We start from the raw sequence: 20,276 nt of genomic DNA on the forward strand, positions 1-20,276 counted from the left end.
GAACACGTACACTTTATCGGCATCGGCGGCTATGGAATGAGCGCAATCGCCCGCGTTATGCTGGAGATGGGATACCGAGTCACCGGGTCGGATGTAGCTTCGCAGGAGCTGACAGAGAAGCTTGCCGCCAAGGGAGCCAAAATATATATCGGACATACCGCATCACAGGTTCAGGGAGCCGACCTGGTCGTATACTCCACAGCTCTCCCTAAGGACAATGTGGAGAGAGTCGAAGCCGAGCAGCAGGGAATTCCGGTCATTCACCGGGCCCAAATGCTCGCCAGACTGCTGAATGAACGCAAGGGGGTAGCCGTAGCAGGAGCTCATGGCAAGACGACAACATCTTCGATGATCGCTCTTGTAATGGAGCGATGCGGGACAGACCCAACCTATATCATCGGCGGGGAAATTATGAATATCGGCACCAATGCCAAGGCGGGCCAAGGCCCGTATGTCGTAGCTGAAGCGGATGAGAGCGATGGCTCCTTCCTCCAGTATTATCCGTCAGTAGGGGTAGTGACGAACATTGAGGCTGATCATCTGGAGAACTATGAAGGGAACTTTGACAGGCTCAAAGAAGCCTATGTACAGTTCCTGAATCAGATTAGACCAGACGGTAAAGCCGTCGTCTGCGGGGATGACAAGAACATCCGCGAGCTGCTTCCTAATCTGTCAGGCCAGGTCATTACCTACGGTATTGACCAGCCTTGTGATTATATGGCTTCGGACATTGAACTTGGAGACCGTAAAGTGAGCTTCACGCTTCACGCCTATGGGGAGAAGCTTGGCCAGGTCGAGCTGTCCGTCCCAGGACAGCATAATGTTTACAATGCAATGGCGACGATCATTGTTTGTCTGGAGGCAGGGATTCCTTTTGCGGATATCGTCAAAGCGATCACCTTGTTCACCGGGGCCAAGCGGCGTTTCCAGGTGCTTGGGGAAGTCCGCGACATTCTTGTCATTGATGATTATGCCCATCATCCAACGGAGATCGAAGCAACGATCAATGCGGCCAAAGCTACAGGCAAAAGAATCATTGCCGTGTTCCAGCCGCAGCGCTACACACGGACCTTCTTCCTCCTGGATGCGTTCAGCCGCGCCTTTTCGGAGGCGGACGAAGTGATTATTACGGATATTTATTCACCTGCGGGGGAGAAGCAGATCGAAGGGGTTCATTCTTCCAAGCTCGTGGAGCTCATTAAGACAAACAGTAATGCCAGTGCCAGATATATCCCGACCAAGCAGGAAGTGATCTCTGATCTGCAGGATAGGCTCCAGCCGGGAGATTTGGTCCTCACGATGGGGGCCGGAGATATCTATAAGGTAGGTTATGCGTTAGCCAGCCAGCTAAAAGCTGAATAGGTCATATCACCGCCAGGTAAATCCTGGCGGTTTTTTTATTTTCTCCTAACAATTGAATGCTTAAATAGATGGAATGAATGAGTATGTAAACCGAATGTGAAGAGGCTGCATTCGTAAAGGGGGATATGAATGAAGCATAAGTGGATGGTGATTCTAACAGCCGCCGTGCTGCTGCTGAGTGCGTGCACCTCAGGGAGCCGGCAGGCTGTGGAGAATCCGGATAATTCGGGCGTGATGGCACCGCCGGGAGAAGGGGTCTTCCGCATTTTGTCGAGCTCCGAGAATAAGTCGTTGGAACCGCTGCTTAAGGATTATGCGGATCAGAAGGGATATAAGCTGGAGATGGTCTATGAGGGCTCGGTAGACAGCATGTATCAGCTGCAGCGTTCCCCACAGAATTATGACGGGGTATGGCTGGCCAGCTCGCTCTGGATCTCCATGGGGGATACGCAGAAGAAAGTCCGAAACCTGAAATCGGTAATGACCTCGCCAGTGGTATGGGGAATCCGCAAAAGCAAAGCCAAGGAGCTTGGATTCATAGGCAGGGAGGTGGGCGTGAATGAAATTCTGTCCGCGGTGCAGCAGGGACGACTAAGATTCAGCATGACTTCAGCTTCCCAGTCCAATTCAGGCGCCTCGGCGTATATCGGAATGATCAGCGCCTTCTCCGGCAGTCCGGAGATGATTACGGGGGATATGTTGAAGAATCCAAATCTTCGTACCAAGCTGGTTAAACTGCTGGCTGGTGTCGAACGCTCCTCAGGCAGCTCAGGCTTCTTGAAGGATATGTTTCTGGAGAAGGACTACCCGGCCATGGTGAATTATGAGTCTGTTATTATCGAGACGAATCAGGAGCTGATCAAGCGGGGACGGGAGCCTTTGTATGTTGTTTATCCCAAAGACGGGTTAACTTTAGCAGACTATTCATTCGGGTTTATCCAGAATGATTCGAATAAAGAGAAGGAGAAGTTCTTTCAGGACTTGCAGGGGTATCTGCTTAGCGAACCTGTTCAGGCACGCATTCAGGAAACAGGCCGGAGAGTGGGATTAGGCGGTATGGTTGCAGAAGCGAATCCGGCTGTATTCAATCCAGACTGGGGGATTGATACCACGAGAATTCTGACTCCGATTAAATTTCCGGATGCGAACGTTATTTTAGAAGCGCTCAATCTGTATCAAAGTGAGTTCAGAAAGCCTTCCTATACCGTATATTGCCTGGACTTCTCCGGCAGTATGCAGGGGGACAGGGAGCATGAGCTCAAATCCGCCATGGAAATGCTGCTCGATCAGAACAAGGCGCGTGACAGTCTGCTGCAAGGTTCAGCCCAGGATGTGATTACGATACTTCCGTTCTCAAGTGAAGTCACTGAGCGGTATCATGCGGAAGGCGCCGGTAATTTCAAAACGCTGCTGGACCAGGTGAACCAGCTGGCTCCAGATGGGGGAACTGATATCTACAGCTGCTCGCTTGAGGCCGTGAAGGAGCTAAGCCAGGTGGATAAGGACAAGTACATTGCTTCAGCTGTACTGATGACCGACGGGGAGTCTTCGGGCTCCGTCGACGGATTGGCCGCTTACTACCGTCAGTCCGGCAGAGATATCCCGGTCTTCTCCATTGCATTTGGTGAAGCCGCATCGAACGGAACAGACGGGAATACACAGCTGACGTTTATCAAAAAGCTGACGAACGCGGAGCTCTTCGACAGCAGGAAGGGCCTGGCCGAAGCGTTCAAGAAGGTGAGGGGTTACAATTGAGGAGATGGCAAAGTATACCTGGGCTGCGGTACTACGGGGGGATTACCGCTTTTACCGCAGCGTTCACCCTGCTGTTTTTGCCGCTGGATTTCGGTCTGCTGTCCTCTTTGGTCATATCTCTGTTCATTGGAATATGTGTGTTCCTCGGACTTCCTAGAGATGCTGCGGAGAGAGAGCAGCTGAGCCTAAGCAGGTTTCTCAAGCGGACCGCGCTGGATATCCGTAGCTTGAATGCGGCCGGTGCCTCACTAACAGCTTCCCTTCAGCGTCAAGCCGTGCTCGATATCGCCGGGATGGCTTCGGGCATTGTAAAGATGACTCAGGAGCAGAAGAAAGTGGACCCGGAGCTGGATCACTTTCTGGCATATTATTTATCCCGCTTTCTCCATCTTGTGGACAATTACTCCAAGCTGGAGAAGGATCGTTACGCCGATGAAGCGACGAAGGGAATGACGGCTCATATCGGAGAGGTGATCCAGGAGGTAAGGGATATTTTCTCCGCTCAGTATAACAAGATTTTGCGCCATGAATTTGGGGATCTGGCCTCGGTCTCCCTGGAGCTGGAATCCATGATGGAACTTCAGCGTTCCCAGCTAGGGCTGTCCGATCTCGATGATGAGTTCGCCAAGCTGGGCAATCACAGAACAGGAGGGAATGCGGGTTGAAGTCTCGGGTGTGGTTTCTGATTGCAGCATTAGTTATTGTGGCGGCGGCTGTGGTGTATAAGCTGCTTCCCTCCCCGGGTTCCTCAACTCAAGGAGGGGCACCCACGGCACAAGGGAATATCCAGACATTAACCGGATTAATCGGTTCTGAGAAAGAGGCCTTATTTAATGATCCTGATTTTCAAGCGATCGCGCTTAAGGATTATAAGCTGCAGGTTGAAGCTATGAAGGCAGGCTCACTTGAAATGACGAATCCGGCTTTAATTCAGGGCAAGGATTTCATATTCCCGGCAAGTGAAGGGGTCGTAGACCGGATTAAGCTCAAACTTTCTCCTCTTCAGGTTGAGCCCATTTTTAGAACACCCATTGTATTGTACAGTTGGGATATGATTACACAGCCGCTGATTTCTGAGGGCATTGTCAAGAAAGTGAACCAGTCTTACTACGTAGTAGATTTCAACAGACTTGTAAGCATGATTATTCATGATAAGAAGTGGGCGGAACTGGCTCCCGAGCTGAAGAGTTTATATGGAACCGTGGCAGTGATTACAAGTGATCCAGTGAAGTCCAATTCGGGAAATTCATTTGCGGCCATGATTGCGGTGAGTCTGAATCAGGGAAATATGCCGACCAAGGATAACATCACGTCTTTGGTGCCCCAAATCCGCAAAGTGTTCACCAAGCTTGGGTTCAAGAAAAGCTCTACTTCAGACGTGTTTAACGATTATTTGAGCAAAGGTATCGGAGCCAGCCCTATGATCGCGGGTTATGAAAGTGACATGATTGCTTTTGCGAGCACCAACACCGCGATTTACAAGAAGCTGATGAAGACGGCCAAGCCGGTTATTCTATATCCGGAGCCTACGGTATGGAGCACCCATGATTATGTGGCGTTGACCCCGGAAGCGAAGAAGATGACTGCTCTGCTCAAGGATCCGCGCATTCAGAAGCTTGCCTGGGAGAAATACGGGTTCCGTTCCGGAGTCCTGGGTGAAAATAATGATTTTACTCATCTGGCCGCTGAAGGAGTCCCTAAAGAGATTACAAATGTAATGAGCATGCCTGATGTCGAGACGATGGATGAAATTGTGAACGGACTAAAATAACAGGCTGCATAACCTGGCCAACCTTGTCATATAGCTTAGGTATAAGAGGGGACAAGGAGAGTGTATCAGGTGAACAAGGCCAGAATGACATTTCGGTTTGATGAGCAGGAGACACATCCGCTCTCGCCGGGCCGGCAGAGCGAACATAAAGTCCGTACAGCAGGCGTAAATGATGAACTGGATCGTAAGCCAGAGCGCAGCATTAACCGGGGCATAGAGCAGAATGCCGATCGGGATACAGTTCAAGCTGTAGATCAAGTTACAGATCAAGTTACAGATCAAGTTACAGATCAAGCGCAGCGGACTCCCTCCCTTGTCATGGACCCGCTGGAGAGTTGGGGGGAGCCGTTCCAATCCCACAGTCAAATGGCTTTGCCGGTGACTTCTGGAGACAGGGATCGAGGCTTTCTCTATGAAAATGAAGATATCGACAGCATCATGAAAGATGCTCTGGTCCCGGGTGATAACGTGTATTATATATCCCCAAAGCGCCCTTCAAAATGGAAGCTGTTTGGATCAATTGCCGCGGCTACTGTAACGGGGGTGCTGTTCGGATTTGTGGTTTTGTCGCTTTTTAACAAGGACATCTCCCTCTCCATACCCGGGCTGACGAGCTCAAGCCATTCGGGAAACCCATCCGCAATCTCTGTTCTGGGTTCTCCGGATAATGTGGGAGACCCGGGCGGCGCAGCCCCGGTTGTAAAAGCGGTACTGCCTGAGCAGTCTTATTACTTCCTCCAATACGGGGTATTCAGCTCTTCACAAGGGGTGAAGCAGGCTCAAGAGGAACTCCTGCAATCAGGCGTTGCCGCGGCGATGGACACCCAGGATAATAAGCGGGTATATGCCGGTGTATCTCCGGAAAGGGAGCAGGCCAAGCTGTTAAGCAGCCAGTTGAAATCCAGCGGGGTTAACCTGATTGTGCACGAGGTGATCTACCCGGCATCGGCAGAGATTAAGTACAGCGGGGATGCGGGGATATTGGATCAATACCTGGAGGACAGTGCCGATCTTGTGAAGCTGCTGAGCGTTACTTCGGCGGGTCTGCTGGAGTCCAAGGAGGGCAAGAAGCAGAGTGCAGGGGAAATCGCTAATCTTAAACAGAAACACCGGGGATGGACGGAGCATGCGGCTGCTGTTAAGAGCAGTCTGCCTGAGGATACCAGGCAGACTGCTGCAATGATGGAGAAGTCAATGAGCAGCGCGGTTAAGGCTTTGGATGAGTACAACAATAACGGCTCAAAGACGCATTTATGGGAAGTCCAGACGGCTATGATGGAGTATATTATGCTCCAGAAGGAACTCCTTGGAATTAACTAACTTGAATAAGCTCATACTACCGGCAGGCGGAGATGGAAATACTTCCCCTGCCGGATTTTTGTTTGTATTGCTTTGCATTTAACCTTATAATAAGGAAGTGTCAAAAAATGGCGAGGAATCCGAATCTACAGAGGGAGGATTCATTTTTTTTGGACAAGAATCGATCACGAACTATTATATTAGCCTCAACGTCCCCGAGAAGAAGGGACTTGATAGCAGGCTTACATATTCCGTATGAAGTTGTACCCAGCCACGCAGATGAGTCCACACCGGAAGGATGGACGCCAGAGCAAATCGTCAAGGAGCTGTCGCTTCGCAAAGCCTCGGCTGTTTATGGGGAACTGGTACCTGCAAGAGAGGACGCAGTTATTGTCGGAAGCGACACGATTGTGGTTTTGGACGGGCAGGTGCTCGGAAAGCCATCGTCCCGGGAAGAGGCCGCTTCCATGCTGAGATCGCTGCAGGGACGCACGCATCTTGTCTATACTGGAGTTGCTTGTATAGATGGCGGCACAGGCAGCACCCTTGTAGATTATAAGTCTACAAGGGTGACCATGCGGGCGTTGACTGAAGACGAAGTTAGGGCCTATGCAGACAGCGGGGAAGGACTCGATAAGGCGGGCGCTTATGCCATTCAGGGGCTTGGAGCCACATTGGTTACCGGAATAGAAGGGTGTTACTTCAATGTTGTTGGACTTCCGCTATCTCTTCTAAGTGAAATGCTGAAGTCTTTTAATTTGTTAGTACTGAAGTCCCGTTCCAGTTAAGGAATTTGCCGTGATGAACAAAGGAGAGATAGATTACGATGGAGCCAGCTAATTATATGCTGCGCGACATTCCCCATGATGAACGCCCACGAGAACGCATGATGCAATATGGGGCAGGTGCGCTCAGCCATGCCGAATTGCTAGCCATACTACTTAGGACGGGAACGAAGCAGGAGTCTGCGCTCCACGTCGCCCAGCGGATATTAAATCGTGCGGGAGGCCTTCGGAATTTGATGGACCTCAGCGTGGAAGAGCTTATCCAGACGAAAGGAATCGGCACAGCCAAAGCGGTACAGCTGAAGGCGGGGCTGGAGCTTGGTGTGCGAATGGCTGCAACACGGATGCCGGATCGGATCGTGATCCGCTCTCCACGGGACGCGGCGAATTTTCTTATGGAACAGCTGCGTTATTTGCAAAAGGAACATTTTGTCTGTTTATTTCTCAATACAAAAAATCATATCATAGCTCAAGAGACACTCTCCATGGGCAGCCTTAATGCCTCGATTGTTCATCCGCGCGAAGTATTCCGGGCAGCCATCAAATGCAGCAGCGCTTCGGTCGTCTGCGCGCATAATCACCCCAGCGGCGATCCAACCCCGAGCCCGGAGGATATTCAAATTACACAGAGACTTTGTGAAGCGGGACAGATAGTGGGAATAGATGTTCTGGATCATATTGTAATTGGAGACGGGGACTTCGTTAGTTTGAAGGAGCAAGGTCTCATGTAATATAATAGCTTAGACACAAAAGGAAAGGGAGTTACATCATGCTAGGTGGTTTTACTAAAGATTTGGGAATTGACTTGGGAACAGCGAATACACTTGTTTATATCCGTGGAAAAGGAATTATTGTTCGTGAGCCTTCCGTGGTAGCTCTTAATACTGATACGAAAGCCATTGTGGCTGTTGGTGAATCCGCCAAGAAAATGATCGGCAGAACGCCGGGCAACATCCGGGCAATCCGTCCAATGAAAGACGGGGTTATTGCCGACTTTGATACAACAGCAACGATGATCAAATATTTCATCCGTCAGGCACAGAAGCAGCGCTCTTTGTTCCAGCGCCATCCGAATGTGATGGTCTGCGTTCCTTCCGGCATTACAGCGGTGGAGCAGCGTGCGGTCGAAGATGCGACTAAGCAGGCAGGTGCACGTGAAGCCTATACGATTGAAGAGCCATTTGCGGCAGCGATTGGCGCCGACCTTCCGGTATGGGAGCCTACGGGCAGCATGGTCGTGGATATCGGCGGTGGAACGACCGAGGTGGCCGTTATTTCTCTTGGAGGTATTGTAACCAGCCGTTCCGTCCGTGTGGCGGGAGACGAAGCTGACGAATCTATCATTCAATATATCAAGCGCCAATATAATCTCATGATCGGGGAGAGAACGGCTGAACAGTTGAAGATGGATATCGGTTCGGCTATGCCGCTGGAGCAGGTAGAGACGATGGAAATCAGGGGTCGCGATTTGGTGACAGGCCTGCCTAAGACGATAACCATTACTTCGGATGAGGTTTCGGAGGCTTTGGGCGATACGGTGAATGCTATTGTGGATGCGGTTAAAGTTACTTTGGAGAAATGCCCGCCGGAGCTTGCGGCAGACATCATGGACCGGGGAATTGTGCTGACAGGTGGCGGGGCTCTGCTTCGCAATCTGGATAAATTGCTGGCAAATGAGACAGGCATGCCTGTTATTGTGGCTGAGAATCCGCTGGATTGTGTAGCTGTTGGTACGGGCCGCGCACTTGATAACATTCATCTCTTTAAATCCAGAAGCAGTTCAGCGATCAAATCTAGAAGATAGTCTGTGAAGACAGCCCTTGCCATGGGAGAGAAAAAGTAAGATAAGAGGGTGTTGGAACTGTTTAAGCTGCTCGGTAACAAAAGATTGTTTATACTGCTGATAGGACTTATCCTGTTCGTAGCTGTAATGGGATTCACTCTTGGACCACGGGCAGGCTTGACCTGGCCCGAGAAATTCATCAAGGATACGGTTGGTTTCGTTCAATCGGTATTCTACAAGCCCGCTCGCGCTGTAGCGGGCTTCTTTGAAGATATTGGGAATCTCCGGTCTCTTCAGGAAGAGAACAAGGAACTTAAGATTATGATGGCGCATTATACGCGGGAGAAGCCGCTGCTTAATTCACTGCAGAAACAAAACGATGAGCTCAAAAAAAATCTTAACTTCACACAGTATCAGTTAGAAACGAATAAAACGGAGCTGGCCATTGTCGATGTCGTCAGTGTAAATAACGACCCGGCTAACCGGACCCTGGTCATTAACCGGGGCAGCAATGACAAGGTCAGAAAAGGGCTTACGGTCATCTCGGACAAAGGAATGGTTGGCGTCGTCAGTGAGGTCAGCAACTTCACATCAACAGTCAAACTGCTGACTTCACTGGATTCCAGGGACATCAACTCGGCCGGTATCGCAGTTACCGCGCAGGGCAAAGAAGACACTTCTTTTGGGATCATCGAAGATTACGATCAGCAGTCGGGAACTTTCATTATGACCAAGATTGATCATCAAAAGGATAAGCTGGCCAAGGGTGATACTGTTGTAACCTCCGGGGCTGGCGGCGCTTTTCCTAAGAATATGATTATCGGTACGGTCGTCAGCCGTGATCCGGGGACCGGACTGACGGATACGGCCCGAATCAAACCGGCAGCTGACTTTGAGAATTGGAAGAGCCTGTTTGTGGTTATGACCAAGGAGGTACCAGGGCAATGAAGCGTCGTTATATTCTGACGCTGCTGTTGTTCCTTCTGTTTATTGTAGAGGGGACCATCGTGCCATTGTTGATTCCTGGGGCGTGGCAGACCCGGATTATTCCACACTTGGTATACGTGGTGATCCTGTTCGCTGCAGTCTATGACCACCGTTATATTGGATTGATGCTTGGTCTAGCCTTTGGTATGCTTCATGATGTGGTATTCTACGGAGTTATGGTTGGGGTATATTCATTCTCGATGGGATTATCCGGATATTTGATGGGCCTGATATTCAGGTCCCGTCATGCTTCCATTGTAGTGATGATGATCGTGGTGCTGATCGGCAGTATTCTAATGGACTCTATGGTTTTTGGCATCTATTCGATATTTAAAATTTATACGCTGCCTTACACATACGCGCTGGTAGATCATATTGTTCCGACCATGATCGTACAGCTTGTCTTTGCGCTCGCGATTTATGTTCCTCTTCGCCGTCAGATCGAGAAGCTGGTGAAACGGCGCCCCAAAGAGGAGACCGCCTAACTTTCCAGGCCGCCAATTTGCCTGGTGAAGGAGGAAACAGGAGGCTCATTCACGAATTGTTGTAGGGGGAGGGACAGGCTTATGACTGTAAAATCAAATCATGTAACCATCAAAGGCACCAAAGACGGCCTGATTTTCCTGCTTGACGATCAGTGTGAGTTCTCGGAGCTTCTTGAAGATCTTAGATATAAACTGGAACACAGCCATCAAAACATCCTCACAGGACCTATCATTCACGTTGATGTGAAGCTGGGCATGAGAGAAGTGACAGAGGGTCAAAAGACGGAGCTATTGGACACCCTCAAGCAGAAAGGGAATCTGCTGATCAGGTCTATAGATACACCTGCCCAAAGCATGTTGGAGGTGGATCAGAACCAACTAACGATTCATACTGGCATGATCCGTTCCGGGCAAGTACTTCATCATGAAGGCAATATTTTATTTCTCGGCGATGTCAATCCAGGGGGGACTTTGGAATGCACGGGAGATATTTTTATAATGGGAGCTTTAAGGGGGATGGCTCATGCGGGGGTTAACGGGAACATGGAAGCTGTCATTGCAGCTTCATACCTGGCCCCTACCCAGCTCCGAATTGCGGAAGTGATCAGCCGACCGCCGGATGAGTGGGAGAACAGGGAGACAAGCATGGAGTTTGCTTTCCTGAAAGATGGAGTCATGCAAATTGATAAGATTACGAATATTGTCCGAATCCGGCCGGATTTAAGCTCATTTAAAGGGGTGTAGATTATGGGAGAGGCTATTGTCGTCACTTCAGGTAAGGGCGGCGTCGGAAAGACAACCACGTCTGCCAATATAGGAACAGCGCTTGCGCTGCTTGGCAAAAAAGTATGCCTGGTTGATACGGACATTGGGCTTCGGAACCTGGATGTGGTCATGGGGCTGGAGAATCGCATTATCTACGATCTGTGTGATGTGGCGGAAGGGAGATGCCGGCTTAATCAAGCGCTTGTGAAGGATAAGCGTTTTGAAGAACTATATATGCTTCCCGCTGCACAGACCAAGGATAAGAATGCCGTTTCGCCAGAGCAGGTTAGGGATATTATTCTCGAACTGAAGAAGGAATATGAATATGTGATTATTGACTGTCCCGCCGGTATTGAGCAGGGCTTCAAGAATGCCATTGCTGGTGCCGACCAGGCGATTGTGGTGACTACGCCGGAGCATGCAGCTGTAAGAGATGCGGACCGCATAATCGGCCTGCTTGAGAACTCCCATATCAAGTCTCCCAAGCTCGTGGTTAACCGGATCCGTGTGAATATGGTGAAGTCCGGGGATATGCTGGATATCGACGGAATCCTGCAGGTGCTTAATATTGACCTGATCGGAATTGTTCCTGATGACGAACTGGTTATTAAAGCGGCGAATACCGGAGAGCCAACAGTGATGAATCCGGATTCCAGGGCAGCTATAGCTTACCGCAATATAGCACGCCGTATTCTCGGGGATACCGTGCCTTTAATGCAGTTGGATCAGAAGAAGGGTGCCTTTACCCGCTTCAAGAAGTTTTTTGGGATGGGCTAACGCAGCCTAAGTAACGAACTAAACGGAGTATGCAGACATGACACTAATAGGAGTGTTCTCTCTGCATGCTCCGTTTTTTTATGCTTGCAGGCTCGTTCATATTTGTCCTTGCTGCCTCATATAGTGAAACAAGCTATAAACCAAATGAAGCAGTAAAGGGGAAATTAGCGCTATGGACATGAAGTCTAACGTGAAAAAGCGCAGAGAAGAGCGAATCCGACAGCTGTTGGCCGCGCCTGCGGATCATGTTGCCTCAAATAAACCATTGTGGGACACGGCGGCGCCTGAGTTTCAGGACGATAAAATGTATCATCATAGCGAGCATATATACCGGGAGGAACCAGGGCCGGTGGAGGCTGACCCGGAGCAGGCCTGGAAGATGAGGAGTTCACGGTGGCCGGGTGATTCCAGTGTGTATCCAGGAGGGCCGTATGTGCCTGTGGGTCGGTCCAGAGCTTCTTTTTGGAAAATGTTCATGATGAGGGCGTTTGTAAGCACCTTATTGTTTGGAGCTCTTTGGGGAATTCATCGCTACCAGCCGGAGTGGTCGCTGCCTATACGAGCCTTTGTGGCCAAGGCGCTGACAGAGGAGCTCGACTTTAAAGCGGCTCAGGTTTGGTATGAACAGCACTTTGGGGGTGCCCCTTCGTTTATTCCTATATTCGGTCAAAGCGAGGACAAGGGGCAGAAAGTACAGGGGCAGCGCATTTTCTCAGCGCCGGTTCAAGGAACAGTTTCTTCTCCGTTTGCTCTTAGTTTTAAAGGAATTGAGATCATATCCACTGCGCCTTCGGGGGGAAGCCAGCTGCCGGTGAGAAGTGTGGAGACGGGGCGTGTAACTGAAGTTAATCAGGATGTGATCACCGGGCTGACAGTCCAGATTCAGCATGCGGACGGATATTACTCCATTTATGGACATCTAGGCGGGGCCAATGTGCAGAAGGGCGATTGGATTGAAGGTGGGGAGCCGATCGGAACGTTGAAGAGCTCATCTGAAGCGGAGCAGGTCTCCTTGTATTTTGCCCTTAAAAAAGATGGCCAATATATAGACCCATCGGCCGTGGTGCCTTTTGATTAAGGTTCTCGGCATTCCGTTCTCCGTTCATCCCCTCTTTGTCCTGGTGATGCTGGCCTCGGTGTTTACCGGACGATTTCTGGAGCTGATCGCCCTGTTCGGGATCGTCTTTGTTCATGAGCTTGGACATGTCGCGGCCGCCAGGTGGCTTGGGGTGCCTGTGCTATCGGTTATGATGCTTCCCTTCGGAGGACATGCGGTCCTAGAGGACCGCGGGGACTTCACTGCCGGAAAGGAGCTTATTATCGCCCTGGCGGGCCCATTTCAGAATCTTGTTTTGATCTTTGTAACCGTCCTGCTCCAGCATTTCGGAGTTTGGGAAGGGGCATTTCCGGTCTATTTTATAGAGTGTAATCTGTTGATTGCGCTATTTAACCTGCTGCCTATTCTGCCGCTGGATGGGGGAAGGATCTGTCAGGCGCTATGCAGCCTGTCCATGTCATTTCATTCAACTCTGGTGTGGTGTACGCGGCTGAGCATGGTTTTTAGTGCTCTCGTTATTGTATATGCGATTGTTCCCTGGCTGGCAGGGGGAGCGCTTCAGCTAAATCTGCTGTTGATTGGAAGCTTCCTGCTGTATACCAATATGACCGATTACCGGAACGTTCATTTCCGGTTTCTCCGATTCTTGATGAACCGGGACAAATCCTTCTCCCACCATCTGATTCAAGGCAGTCTGGTCCAGCCGATTATTGCCGAGACCGCGAAACCTTTGGACCGGATTCTGCGTCTATTAAGGCGGGAAAAGTATCATTTCATCTATGTGATGAATCATGAAGGTCAGATTGTGGCAGTAGTGCCGGAACAAAAGGTGATTGCGTCTTATTTGACAGGGGGCTCAGGTCAATAAGCCGTTGGTTCGTGTTATAATTAGGTTCGCTTTATAAATGTTTTGTCAGAGCGTTAGCAGAGGTGAGAATAGATGAAGCAGATGGTTGTTCACTGCGAGCCAGGGTCTACACAACTTGCACTGCTTGAACAGGGCAAGCTGGTGGAATATGCGGTAGAATGTTCCGAGGAGAGCGGTGCTGTCGGAAGTATTTTTAAAGGCCGCGTGGTTAATGTGATTCCAGGAATGCAGGCTGCTTTTGTGGATATCGGGCAAAAGAAGAACGCTTTCCTGTACATAGACGACGTACTGCATCCCCACCTGGAGAAGCAGCCCAAACAAAAGCCGTCGATTACGGAGCTTCTCCGGGTCGGGCAGGAGTTGCTTGTTCAAGTTGTTAAGGATGCTTCAGGCACGAAGGGTGCGCGGGTGACGACCCATTATTCCCTTCCAGGCCGGTGGATCGTATATATGCCAATATCCGGTTATGTAGCCGTATCCAAGAGGATAGATAGAGAATGGGAACGAACCCGGCTTAAGCAGCTTGGGGAGGAGCTCCGGGCTGAGGAGGAAGGCTTGATTATCCGAACGGTAGCCGAGCATGAGCATCCCGAAGCCATTGCGGAGGATCTCAGGTTACTGCGTGGTTTATGGAAGTCAATTGAAGAAGAAGGCGCCCGCGCACATGCCCCGGTCCTTCTTCACCAGGATCTGAGTATGGTGCAGCGGCTTATGCGGGACGTCTACATTCCGCAGACCGGTGAACTGATTCTGGACAGTAAGGAGCAGGCGGAGGAAGCTGCCCTTTTCCTCGAAGGGATGCTTCAAGGAGATTTTCCGAAGGTTTACAATTATCAGGAAGAGAGACCGATATTTGAGGCTTACGGTATCCAGGAGCAGCTGGATAAGGATTTTCAGCGGAAGTTGTGGCTGCCTGGAGGCGGATATTTAATCTGGGACCGGACGGAGGCCTTGACGGTGATTGATGTGAATACCGGCAAGTTCACCGGAACGGATAATTTGGAGAATACCGTATTCCAGACCAACCTGGAAGCGGCCAGTGAGATTGCACGATTGCTTCGTCTCCGGGATACGGGCGGAATTGTCATTATCGATTTCATTGATATGGTGCTTGAGGAGCACCGGGACCGTGTGCTGGACAGGCTGGAGATGGCGATGAGGCCTGACCGCACCCAGCATCATATTCTGGGATGGACGAAGCTTGGCTTACTAGAGCTTACTCGGAAGAAAATGAGAGAAGGCAGTGGAAGTTATCCAGGCACATGCAAAGCCTGCCATGGAACTGGGAGAATTAAGGTTTAATGAAACAGGGAATTGATGTTGATTTTTTAGGATGCTCATGCTAATATAATTTAGTATGTGTCTTAAGTGAACTCTTCTGCACATGCTGTAACCGCTCCGATCGGGTCTGCAAGTATGCCATCCGGCATCACCTGAATCAGGCGAGTCTGAGAAATGAGGAGGTGCAGACAAATGTACGCAATTATTGAAACAGGTGGCAAGCAATACCGTGTTCAAGAAGGTGATGTTCTTTACATCGAGAAATTGAATGCTGGTGACGGCGAGAGTGTTACTTTCGATCGTGTTTTGGCAGTTTCTAAAGGTGACGGCTTGGTAGCAGGAGCTCCACTGGTATCCGGCGCTAGTGTAACAGCGAAAGTTGAGAAACACGGCAAAGGTGAGAAAGTGGTTGTTTTCAAGTATAAAGCTAAGAAGAACTACCACAAGAAACAAGGTCATCGTCAACCATACACGAAAGTGACCATCGAGAAAATCCAAGCGTAAGAAGGTGCGGTAATTGATTACTGTCTCCATATTGCGCCGTAACGACAAGGCTATTCAGGGATTCAAGATTATAGGACATGCCAACTATGCCAAGGCTGGCGAAGATATTGTGTGTGCAGGGGTCTCCGCTGTCACTGTAGGTACTGTCAACTCGGTTGAAGCACTTACCGGTATCGTTATGGATACGGAAATGAAGAACGGATTCTTGAATGCGTCGCTTCCCGACATGTCTCCATCTCCGGCACTTGAACAGGCACAGCTGTTATTATCGTCTCTGGTCGTCATGTTGAAGAGTATCGAACAGTCATACGACAAGTATATTAAGATAAAGTACGTTAATATTTGAAGAAGGAGGTAGATAACAATGTTGAAATTGGATCTCCAGTTATTCGCATCGAAAAAAGGTGTAGGTTCCACAAAGAACGGACGTGACAGTGAAGCGAAACGCCTTGGCGTTAAGCGTGCTGACGGACAAACGGTTACTGGTGGAAGCATCCTCGTTCGCCAACGCGGTACGAAGATTCACCCAGGTACCAATGTGGGAATCGGCAAAGACGACACTCTCTTCGCTAAAGTTGATGGTGTAGTGAAATTCGAACGTTGGGGTCGCGATCGCAAAAAAGTGAGCGTCTACCCTGCTCAAGTCGCTCCGGTAGCGGCTGCAGTAGAAGCGTAAGAATTTGATTAAGCCTCCGGCAGTTATGCCGGGGGCTTTTTTTGTAGCCGTCCGTCAGGCGCGCCGGGAATTCATTTATGATATACTGGTTAATGATGTCACCTCGAAAAGGAATGGAATAATATGAAATATCGTAAAATGGCGCCGTATGCGGCTGTCTTGTTGGCTCTAGCCCCTATGATATCAGTATACTTTGCACATTCTTTGATTTTGCATCTATTGGCATGCATATGGGGGTTACTCGTGGGTCTGCTCTATTATCAGTATATGAAGCGTCAGAACGAGAAAGAGAGGAAGCGGCTGCTGGATTCGTTTCAGAGGACGGCTACTGCTACACTTGGACATCATCGGCACGACTGGATGAATGATTTGCAAATTTTGTATGGTTATATTCAGCTTGGCAAGCATGATAAACTTGTGCATTGTGTGGAAAGAATAAAGGAACGGATGAATACAGAGAGCAGTATATCCAAACTCGGCATCCCTGCATTGGTGTTCTATCTGCAGTCGTTCCGTGAGGTTAACGGGTCTGTTCATCTGGATGTTGAAATTGAGGAAGGGCTGCAGCTCGGGGATCTGCTGGACGATGGGCAAGCGGAGGAATTGACCGATGCCATTATGGATACGATTCGTGCGTATCAATTTACTGGACGTTCTTCCTGGGGAGAGATTCTGGAACTTAAGATGTCCATGTATACAGAAAACCGGGAAGTTGTAGTTATGTTTGAGCAGGATGGGAATTGTGGGAATGCAGAGATGCTGAGACAGCGTATTGAGGAGACGGTCCAAGGCAAGCGGATCAAAGCCGGTCTTACGGGGTCTCCTCAATCCTCTTTGGAGCTGCGCATACCATGTTGAATTATATAATGAGGTGAAACCATGTTTGTAGATAAAGCGAAGATCTATGTAAAAGGCGGTGACGGAGGCGATGGAATTGTCTCCTTCCGACGTGAAAAATATGTGCCGGAGGGAGGCCCTGCCGGTGGTGATGGCGGACGCGGCGGTGATGTGATTTTTCGCGTGGATGAAGGTCTGCGTACGTTGATGGACTTCCGTTATCAGCGTCACTTCAAAGCCCAGCGTGGGGAGAAGGGCCGCAATAAAAGCCAGCATGGTGCTGGTGCTGATGATATGATCGTCCGGATTCCGCCAGGAACGGTAATTATCGATGAGGATACCCAGGAGGTTCTGGCGGATCTGACCCGTCATGGACAGCAGGTGGTCGTAGCCCGCGGCGGACGTGGCGGACGCGGCAACATCCGTTTTGCAACTCCAAACAACCCGGCTCCAGAGCTTGCAGAGAATGGGGAAGAGGGTCAGGAGCGTTATATTATTCTTGAGTTGAAAGTGATGGCTGATGTAGGGCTTGTTGGATTTCCAAGTGTCGGAAAGTCCACCTTGTTATCCGTAGTCTCCGCCGCGAAGCCGAAGATTGGAGCTTATCATTTCACTACCATCACACCGAATCTTGGGGTAGTTGATGTGGGCGAGGGAAGAAGCTTTGTAATGGCCGATCTGCCGGGTCTGATCGAAGGTGCACATGAGGGCGTGGGACTTGGTCATGAATTTCTCAGACACGTTGAGAGGACAAGAGTAATTATTCATGTCGTGGATATGGCTGGTTCCGAAGGCCGGGATCCCTTTGAGGATTGGCAGAAGATTAATGGGGAACTGAAGCTGTACAATGCGGACCTGGAGAATCGGCCTCAGATTGTGGCGGCGAACAAGATGGACATGCCGGAGTCCTCAGAGAACCTGGAGGCCTTCCGTGCGAAGGTTGCTGAGGTTCGTCCGGATTTAGAAATTTATCCAATCTCCTCGCTGACCCGGGAAGGTGTGCAGGAACTGCTGTACCGTGCGGCTGACCTGCTGGACGAAATACCGGAAGCACCTGCCATTGAAGAAGTGACAGAGCTGAATGAACGCAAGATCTACAAACTGGATAAGAAGGAAGATAACAGCTTTGTCATTAAGCGTGAGAATGAAGCTTTTGTTGTGGAAAGTCCGGCGATTGAACGGATGATGAAGCGGATGCAGCTTAACAGTCATGAGGCGATTCTGAAACTTGCGCGCACGATGCGCCACATGGGGATCGATGATGAGCTTCGTAAAAGAGGCGCGGAAGACGGGACGATTGTCCGTATCGGTGACTTTGAATTTGAATTTGTGGAAGGCAGCAGTTACTATTACTAACACTAATGCCGTCTGTTGTCTGGAATAGGGACAGCAGACGGCTTTTTTATTAAAAGGTCCTCTATCTATTGCCCGGACGAGCTCTATCCTTTATAATGTCCACTATGGGAAAACAATAGTCTTTATTAGGAGGACGTTTGTGAAAGAACGTTATTATCTGGTGCGGGAGGATATTCTGCCGGAAGGTGTGGTCAAAGCCCTTCAAGCCAAACAGCTGCTAGCCAGTGGCGAGGTGAAGACGGTTCATGAGGCTGTAGAGCAGGTGGGCATCAGCCGCAGCGCTTTTTATAAGTATAAAGATGGGATTCATGTGCTTAATCAGCTGGAGCGGGACCGGATTGTGACGGTATCATTCGATCTCGAACACCGTTCAGGAATACTATCAGAGGTGCTTGCTCTTGTTGCGGGCTTCGGAGGCAATGTTCTTACGATTAATCAAAGCATCCCGCTTCAAGGAAGGGCGAATGTGGTTATTTCCGTTGAAACCTCAAATCTGACAGAAGAGCTGGATGATCTCACAGCATCCCTTCAGGAGACTCCTGGAGTGCGGAGAGTTCATATCATTGGCCAAGGTTAGGCGGATGTATATAGATTAATAGTTTTATTAAATAGGAGGAGTAACGGATGAAACCTGTTAGAGTTGGATTATTGGGACTAGGGACCGTGGGGACGGGTGTGGTCCGTATTGTGGAAGGTCATCAGGAGGATCTGAGCAGTCAGGTTGGTTCTCCGATTGTGATTGAGAAGATTGCGGTCAAGAGTATGGATAAAGCAAGAAATATTGCAATTGATGCCAGCAAGCTTACGGATAATCCGCTGGATGTAATTAGAGACCCGGAGATCGATGTAATCGTCGAAGTAATGGGCGGAGTTGAAGGGACCAAGGAATACATTTTGGAAGCATTGGAACGCGGAAAGCATATTGTAACTGCAAACAAGGATCTGATGGCTCTGTACGGCTCCGAGATTCTGGCCAAGGCCATGGAGAAACAGTGTGATGTGTTTTATGAGGCCAGCGTGGCTGGAGGAATCCCGATAATCCGAACGCTGATCGAAGGATTCTCTTCCGACCGGATTATGAAGATCATGGGGATCGTGAATGGAACGACCAACTATATTTTGACCAAAATGAGCCAAGAGGGCGCTTCTTATGAGGATGTTCTTAAAGAAGCCCAGGAGCTCGGGTATGCAGAATCAGATCCAACCTCCGATGTGGAAGGTCTGGATGCCGCCCGCAAGATGGCGATTTTGGGCACTTTGGGATTCCGGACGAATGTTGAGCTAAGTGATGTGAGTGTGCGAGGCATTTCCAGTGTCTCCAAGGAAGATATTTTGTATGCCAAACAGCTTGGTTATGAAATGAAGCTGCTCGGGATTGCGGACAGACAGGACGATCAGTTCAGTATTACGGTACAGCCAACGATGGTTAAGAAATCTCACCCGATTGCTTCGGTGAATGGTGTCTTTAATGCTGTCTATGTGTACGGTGAAGCTGTCGGGGAGACCATGTTCTACGGCCCTGGGGCCGGTGAAATGCCGACGGCTACTTCGGTTGTTGCTGATTTGGTGGCTGTGGTGAAGAATTTGAAGTTGGGCGTTAACGGCTTGAAAGCAATTGTCCCTTATAAACCTAAGAAGCTCAAGAGCGATGAAGAGATTGCTTATAAGAACTTTCTGCTTCTCCACGTTGAGGACAAAGCCGGGGTTCTGGCCCAAATCACACAAGTGTTCGCAGAATATGAAGTCAGTCTGGAATCGGTGGTTCAGTCACCTAATGAACAGCACTCTGATGTTGAAATCATGATTGTCACACATGACGCGAGCCAAGCGAGTATGAATAAGGTGCTTCGTCATTTTGAGTCCTTAAGTGTGATCCGCCGGATTAAGAGTGTGTATCGTGTTGAAGGCTAATCACTTAGGCAAAGGAG

22 protein-coding genes and 1 other annotated feature are annotated in these 20,276 nt (G+C 49.7%); all 22 genes read left to right on the forward strand.

Features of this window, described 5'->3' with window-relative positions:
- Window positions 1-36 precede the first annotated feature (36 nt).
- The 22 genes from murC (at window position 37) to BN6628_RS06630 (ending at window position 20,259) form a co-directional block, all read left to right on the forward strand.
- Window positions 37-1,362, forward strand: coding sequence for a UDP-N-acetylmuramate--L-alanine ligase (murC, locus tag BN6628_RS06525; protein ID WP_068622046.1), 1,326 nt, complete (start codon window positions 37-39; stop codon window positions 1,360-1,362).
- A 129-nt stretch (window positions 1,363-1,491) separates the two neighbouring features.
- The gene (locus BN6628_RS06530) at window positions 1,492-3,117 is read left to right on the forward strand and encodes a VWA domain-containing protein (protein ID WP_068615744.1); all 1,626 of its coding nucleotides are present in this window, start codon (window positions 1,492-1,494) and stop codon (window positions 3,115-3,117) included.
- Window positions 3,114-3,782, forward strand: coding sequence for a 5-bromo-4-chloroindolyl phosphate hydrolysis family protein (locus BN6628_RS06535; protein WP_068615746.1), 669 nt, complete (start codon window positions 3,114-3,116; stop codon window positions 3,780-3,782). The genes BN6628_RS06530 and BN6628_RS06535 overlap by 4 nt, the downstream gene beginning before the upstream one ends.
- Window positions 3,779-4,888 (forward strand): hypothetical protein, encoded by a 1,110-nt coding sequence (locus BN6628_RS06540; protein ID WP_068615748.1) that lies wholly within the window; start codon window positions 3,779-3,781, stop codon window positions 4,886-4,888. The genes BN6628_RS06535 and BN6628_RS06540 overlap by 4 nt, the downstream gene beginning before the upstream one ends.
- Window positions 4,889-4,957: 69 nt before the next feature.
- Window positions 4,958-6,208, forward strand: a complete 1,251-nt coding sequence (locus BN6628_RS06545; RefSeq protein WP_068622048.1) for an SPOR domain-containing protein — start codon at window positions 4,958-4,960, stop codon at window positions 6,206-6,208.
- A 149-nt stretch (window positions 6,209-6,357) separates the two neighbouring features.
- Window positions 6,358-6,975, forward strand: coding sequence for a Maf family protein (locus tag BN6628_RS06550; RefSeq protein ID WP_068615750.1), 618 nt, complete (start codon window positions 6,358-6,360; stop codon window positions 6,973-6,975).
- Window positions 6,976-7,013: 38 nt separating this feature from the next.
- On the forward strand, window positions 7,014-7,703 hold the full coding sequence (gene radC / locus BN6628_RS06555) for a RadC family protein (protein ID WP_068615752.1): 690 nt from the start codon (window positions 7,014-7,016) through the stop codon (window positions 7,701-7,703).
- Window positions 7,704-7,741: 38 nt separating this feature from the next.
- On the forward strand, window positions 7,742-8,776 hold the full coding sequence (locus tag BN6628_RS06560) for a rod shape-determining protein (protein ID WP_068615754.1): 1,035 nt from the start codon (window positions 7,742-7,744) through the stop codon (window positions 8,774-8,776).
- Window positions 8,777-8,824: 48 nt separating this feature from the next.
- Entirely contained in the window at window positions 8,825-9,703 is an 879-nt protein-coding gene (gene mreC / locus BN6628_RS06565; protein ID WP_068615756.1) for a rod shape-determining protein MreC, read from the forward strand.
- A complete protein-coding gene (gene mreD / locus BN6628_RS06570; protein ID WP_068615758.1) occupies window positions 9,700-10,227 on the forward strand; it encodes a rod shape-determining protein MreD in 528 nt (175 codons plus the stop codon). Before mreC ends, mreD begins: the two co-directional genes overlap by 4 nt.
- A gap of 81 nt (window positions 10,228-10,308) precedes the next feature.
- On the forward strand, window positions 10,309-10,971 hold the full coding sequence (minC, locus tag BN6628_RS06575; RefSeq protein ID WP_068615760.1) for a septum site-determining protein MinC: 663 nt from the start codon (window positions 10,309-10,311) through the stop codon (window positions 10,969-10,971).
- Between the two features lie 3 nt (window positions 10,972-10,974).
- The gene (minD, locus tag BN6628_RS06580) at window positions 10,975-11,769 is read left to right on the forward strand and encodes a septum site-determining protein MinD (RefSeq protein ID WP_068615762.1); all 795 of its coding nucleotides are present in this window, start codon (window positions 10,975-10,977) and stop codon (window positions 11,767-11,769) included.
- Window positions 11,770-11,941: 172 nt separating this feature from the next.
- On the forward strand, window positions 11,942-12,847 hold the full coding sequence (locus BN6628_RS06585) for a M23 family metallopeptidase (protein WP_068615768.1): 906 nt from the start codon (window positions 11,942-11,944) through the stop codon (window positions 12,845-12,847).
- Window positions 12,840-13,694, forward strand: a complete 855-nt coding sequence (locus BN6628_RS06590; protein ID WP_068615770.1) for a M50 family metallopeptidase — start codon at window positions 12,840-12,842, stop codon at window positions 13,692-13,694. The genes BN6628_RS06585 and BN6628_RS06590 overlap by 8 nt, the downstream gene beginning before the upstream one ends.
- Window positions 13,695-13,766: 72 nt before the next feature.
- Entirely contained in the window at window positions 13,767-14,996 is a 1,230-nt protein-coding gene (locus tag BN6628_RS06595) for an Rne/Rng family ribonuclease (RefSeq protein WP_068615772.1), read from the forward strand.
- Between the two features lie 79 nt (window positions 14,997-15,075).
- Window positions 15,076-15,154, forward strand: a sequence feature (ribosomal protein L21 leader region).
- A gap of 13 nt (window positions 15,155-15,167) precedes the next feature.
- Window positions 15,168-15,479, forward strand: a complete 312-nt coding sequence (rplU, locus tag BN6628_RS06600; protein WP_068615774.1) for a 50S ribosomal protein L21 — start codon at window positions 15,168-15,170, stop codon at window positions 15,477-15,479.
- A gap of 13 nt (window positions 15,480-15,492) precedes the next feature.
- Window positions 15,493-15,825 (forward strand): ribosomal-processing cysteine protease Prp, encoded by a 333-nt coding sequence (locus BN6628_RS06605; RefSeq protein WP_068615776.1) that lies wholly within the window; start codon window positions 15,493-15,495, stop codon window positions 15,823-15,825.
- An 18-nt stretch (window positions 15,826-15,843) separates the two neighbouring features.
- Entirely contained in the window at window positions 15,844-16,155 is a 312-nt protein-coding gene (gene rpmA, locus BN6628_RS06610) for a 50S ribosomal protein L27 (protein ID WP_068615778.1), read from the forward strand.
- A 243-nt stretch (window positions 16,156-16,398) separates the two neighbouring features.
- Entirely contained in the window at window positions 16,399-17,013 is a 615-nt protein-coding gene (locus BN6628_RS06615; protein WP_235847592.1) for a Spo0B domain-containing protein, read from the forward strand.
- Window positions 17,014-17,034: 21 nt separating this feature from the next.
- Window positions 17,035-18,348 carry a GTPase ObgE gene (gene obgE, locus BN6628_RS06620; RefSeq protein WP_068615782.1) on the forward strand — a complete coding sequence of 438 codons (1,314 nt, stop codon included), beginning with the start codon at window positions 17,035-17,037 and terminating at the stop codon, window positions 18,346-18,348.
- 139 nt (window positions 18,349-18,487) lie between these two features.
- On the forward strand, window positions 18,488-18,925 hold the full coding sequence (locus tag BN6628_RS06625) for an ACT domain-containing protein (RefSeq protein ID WP_068615784.1): 438 nt from the start codon (window positions 18,488-18,490) through the stop codon (window positions 18,923-18,925).
- Window positions 18,926-18,972: 47 nt separating this feature from the next.
- A complete protein-coding gene (locus tag BN6628_RS06630) occupies window positions 18,973-20,259 on the forward strand; it encodes a homoserine dehydrogenase (protein WP_068615787.1) in 1,287 nt (428 codons plus the stop codon).
- Window positions 20,260-20,276 lie beyond the last annotated feature (17 nt).

It is taken from the genome of Paenibacillus tuaregi (assembly GCF_900086655.1).
GTDB classification, from domain to species: Bacteria; Bacillota; Bacilli; order Paenibacillales; family Paenibacillaceae; genus Fontibacillus; species Fontibacillus tuaregi.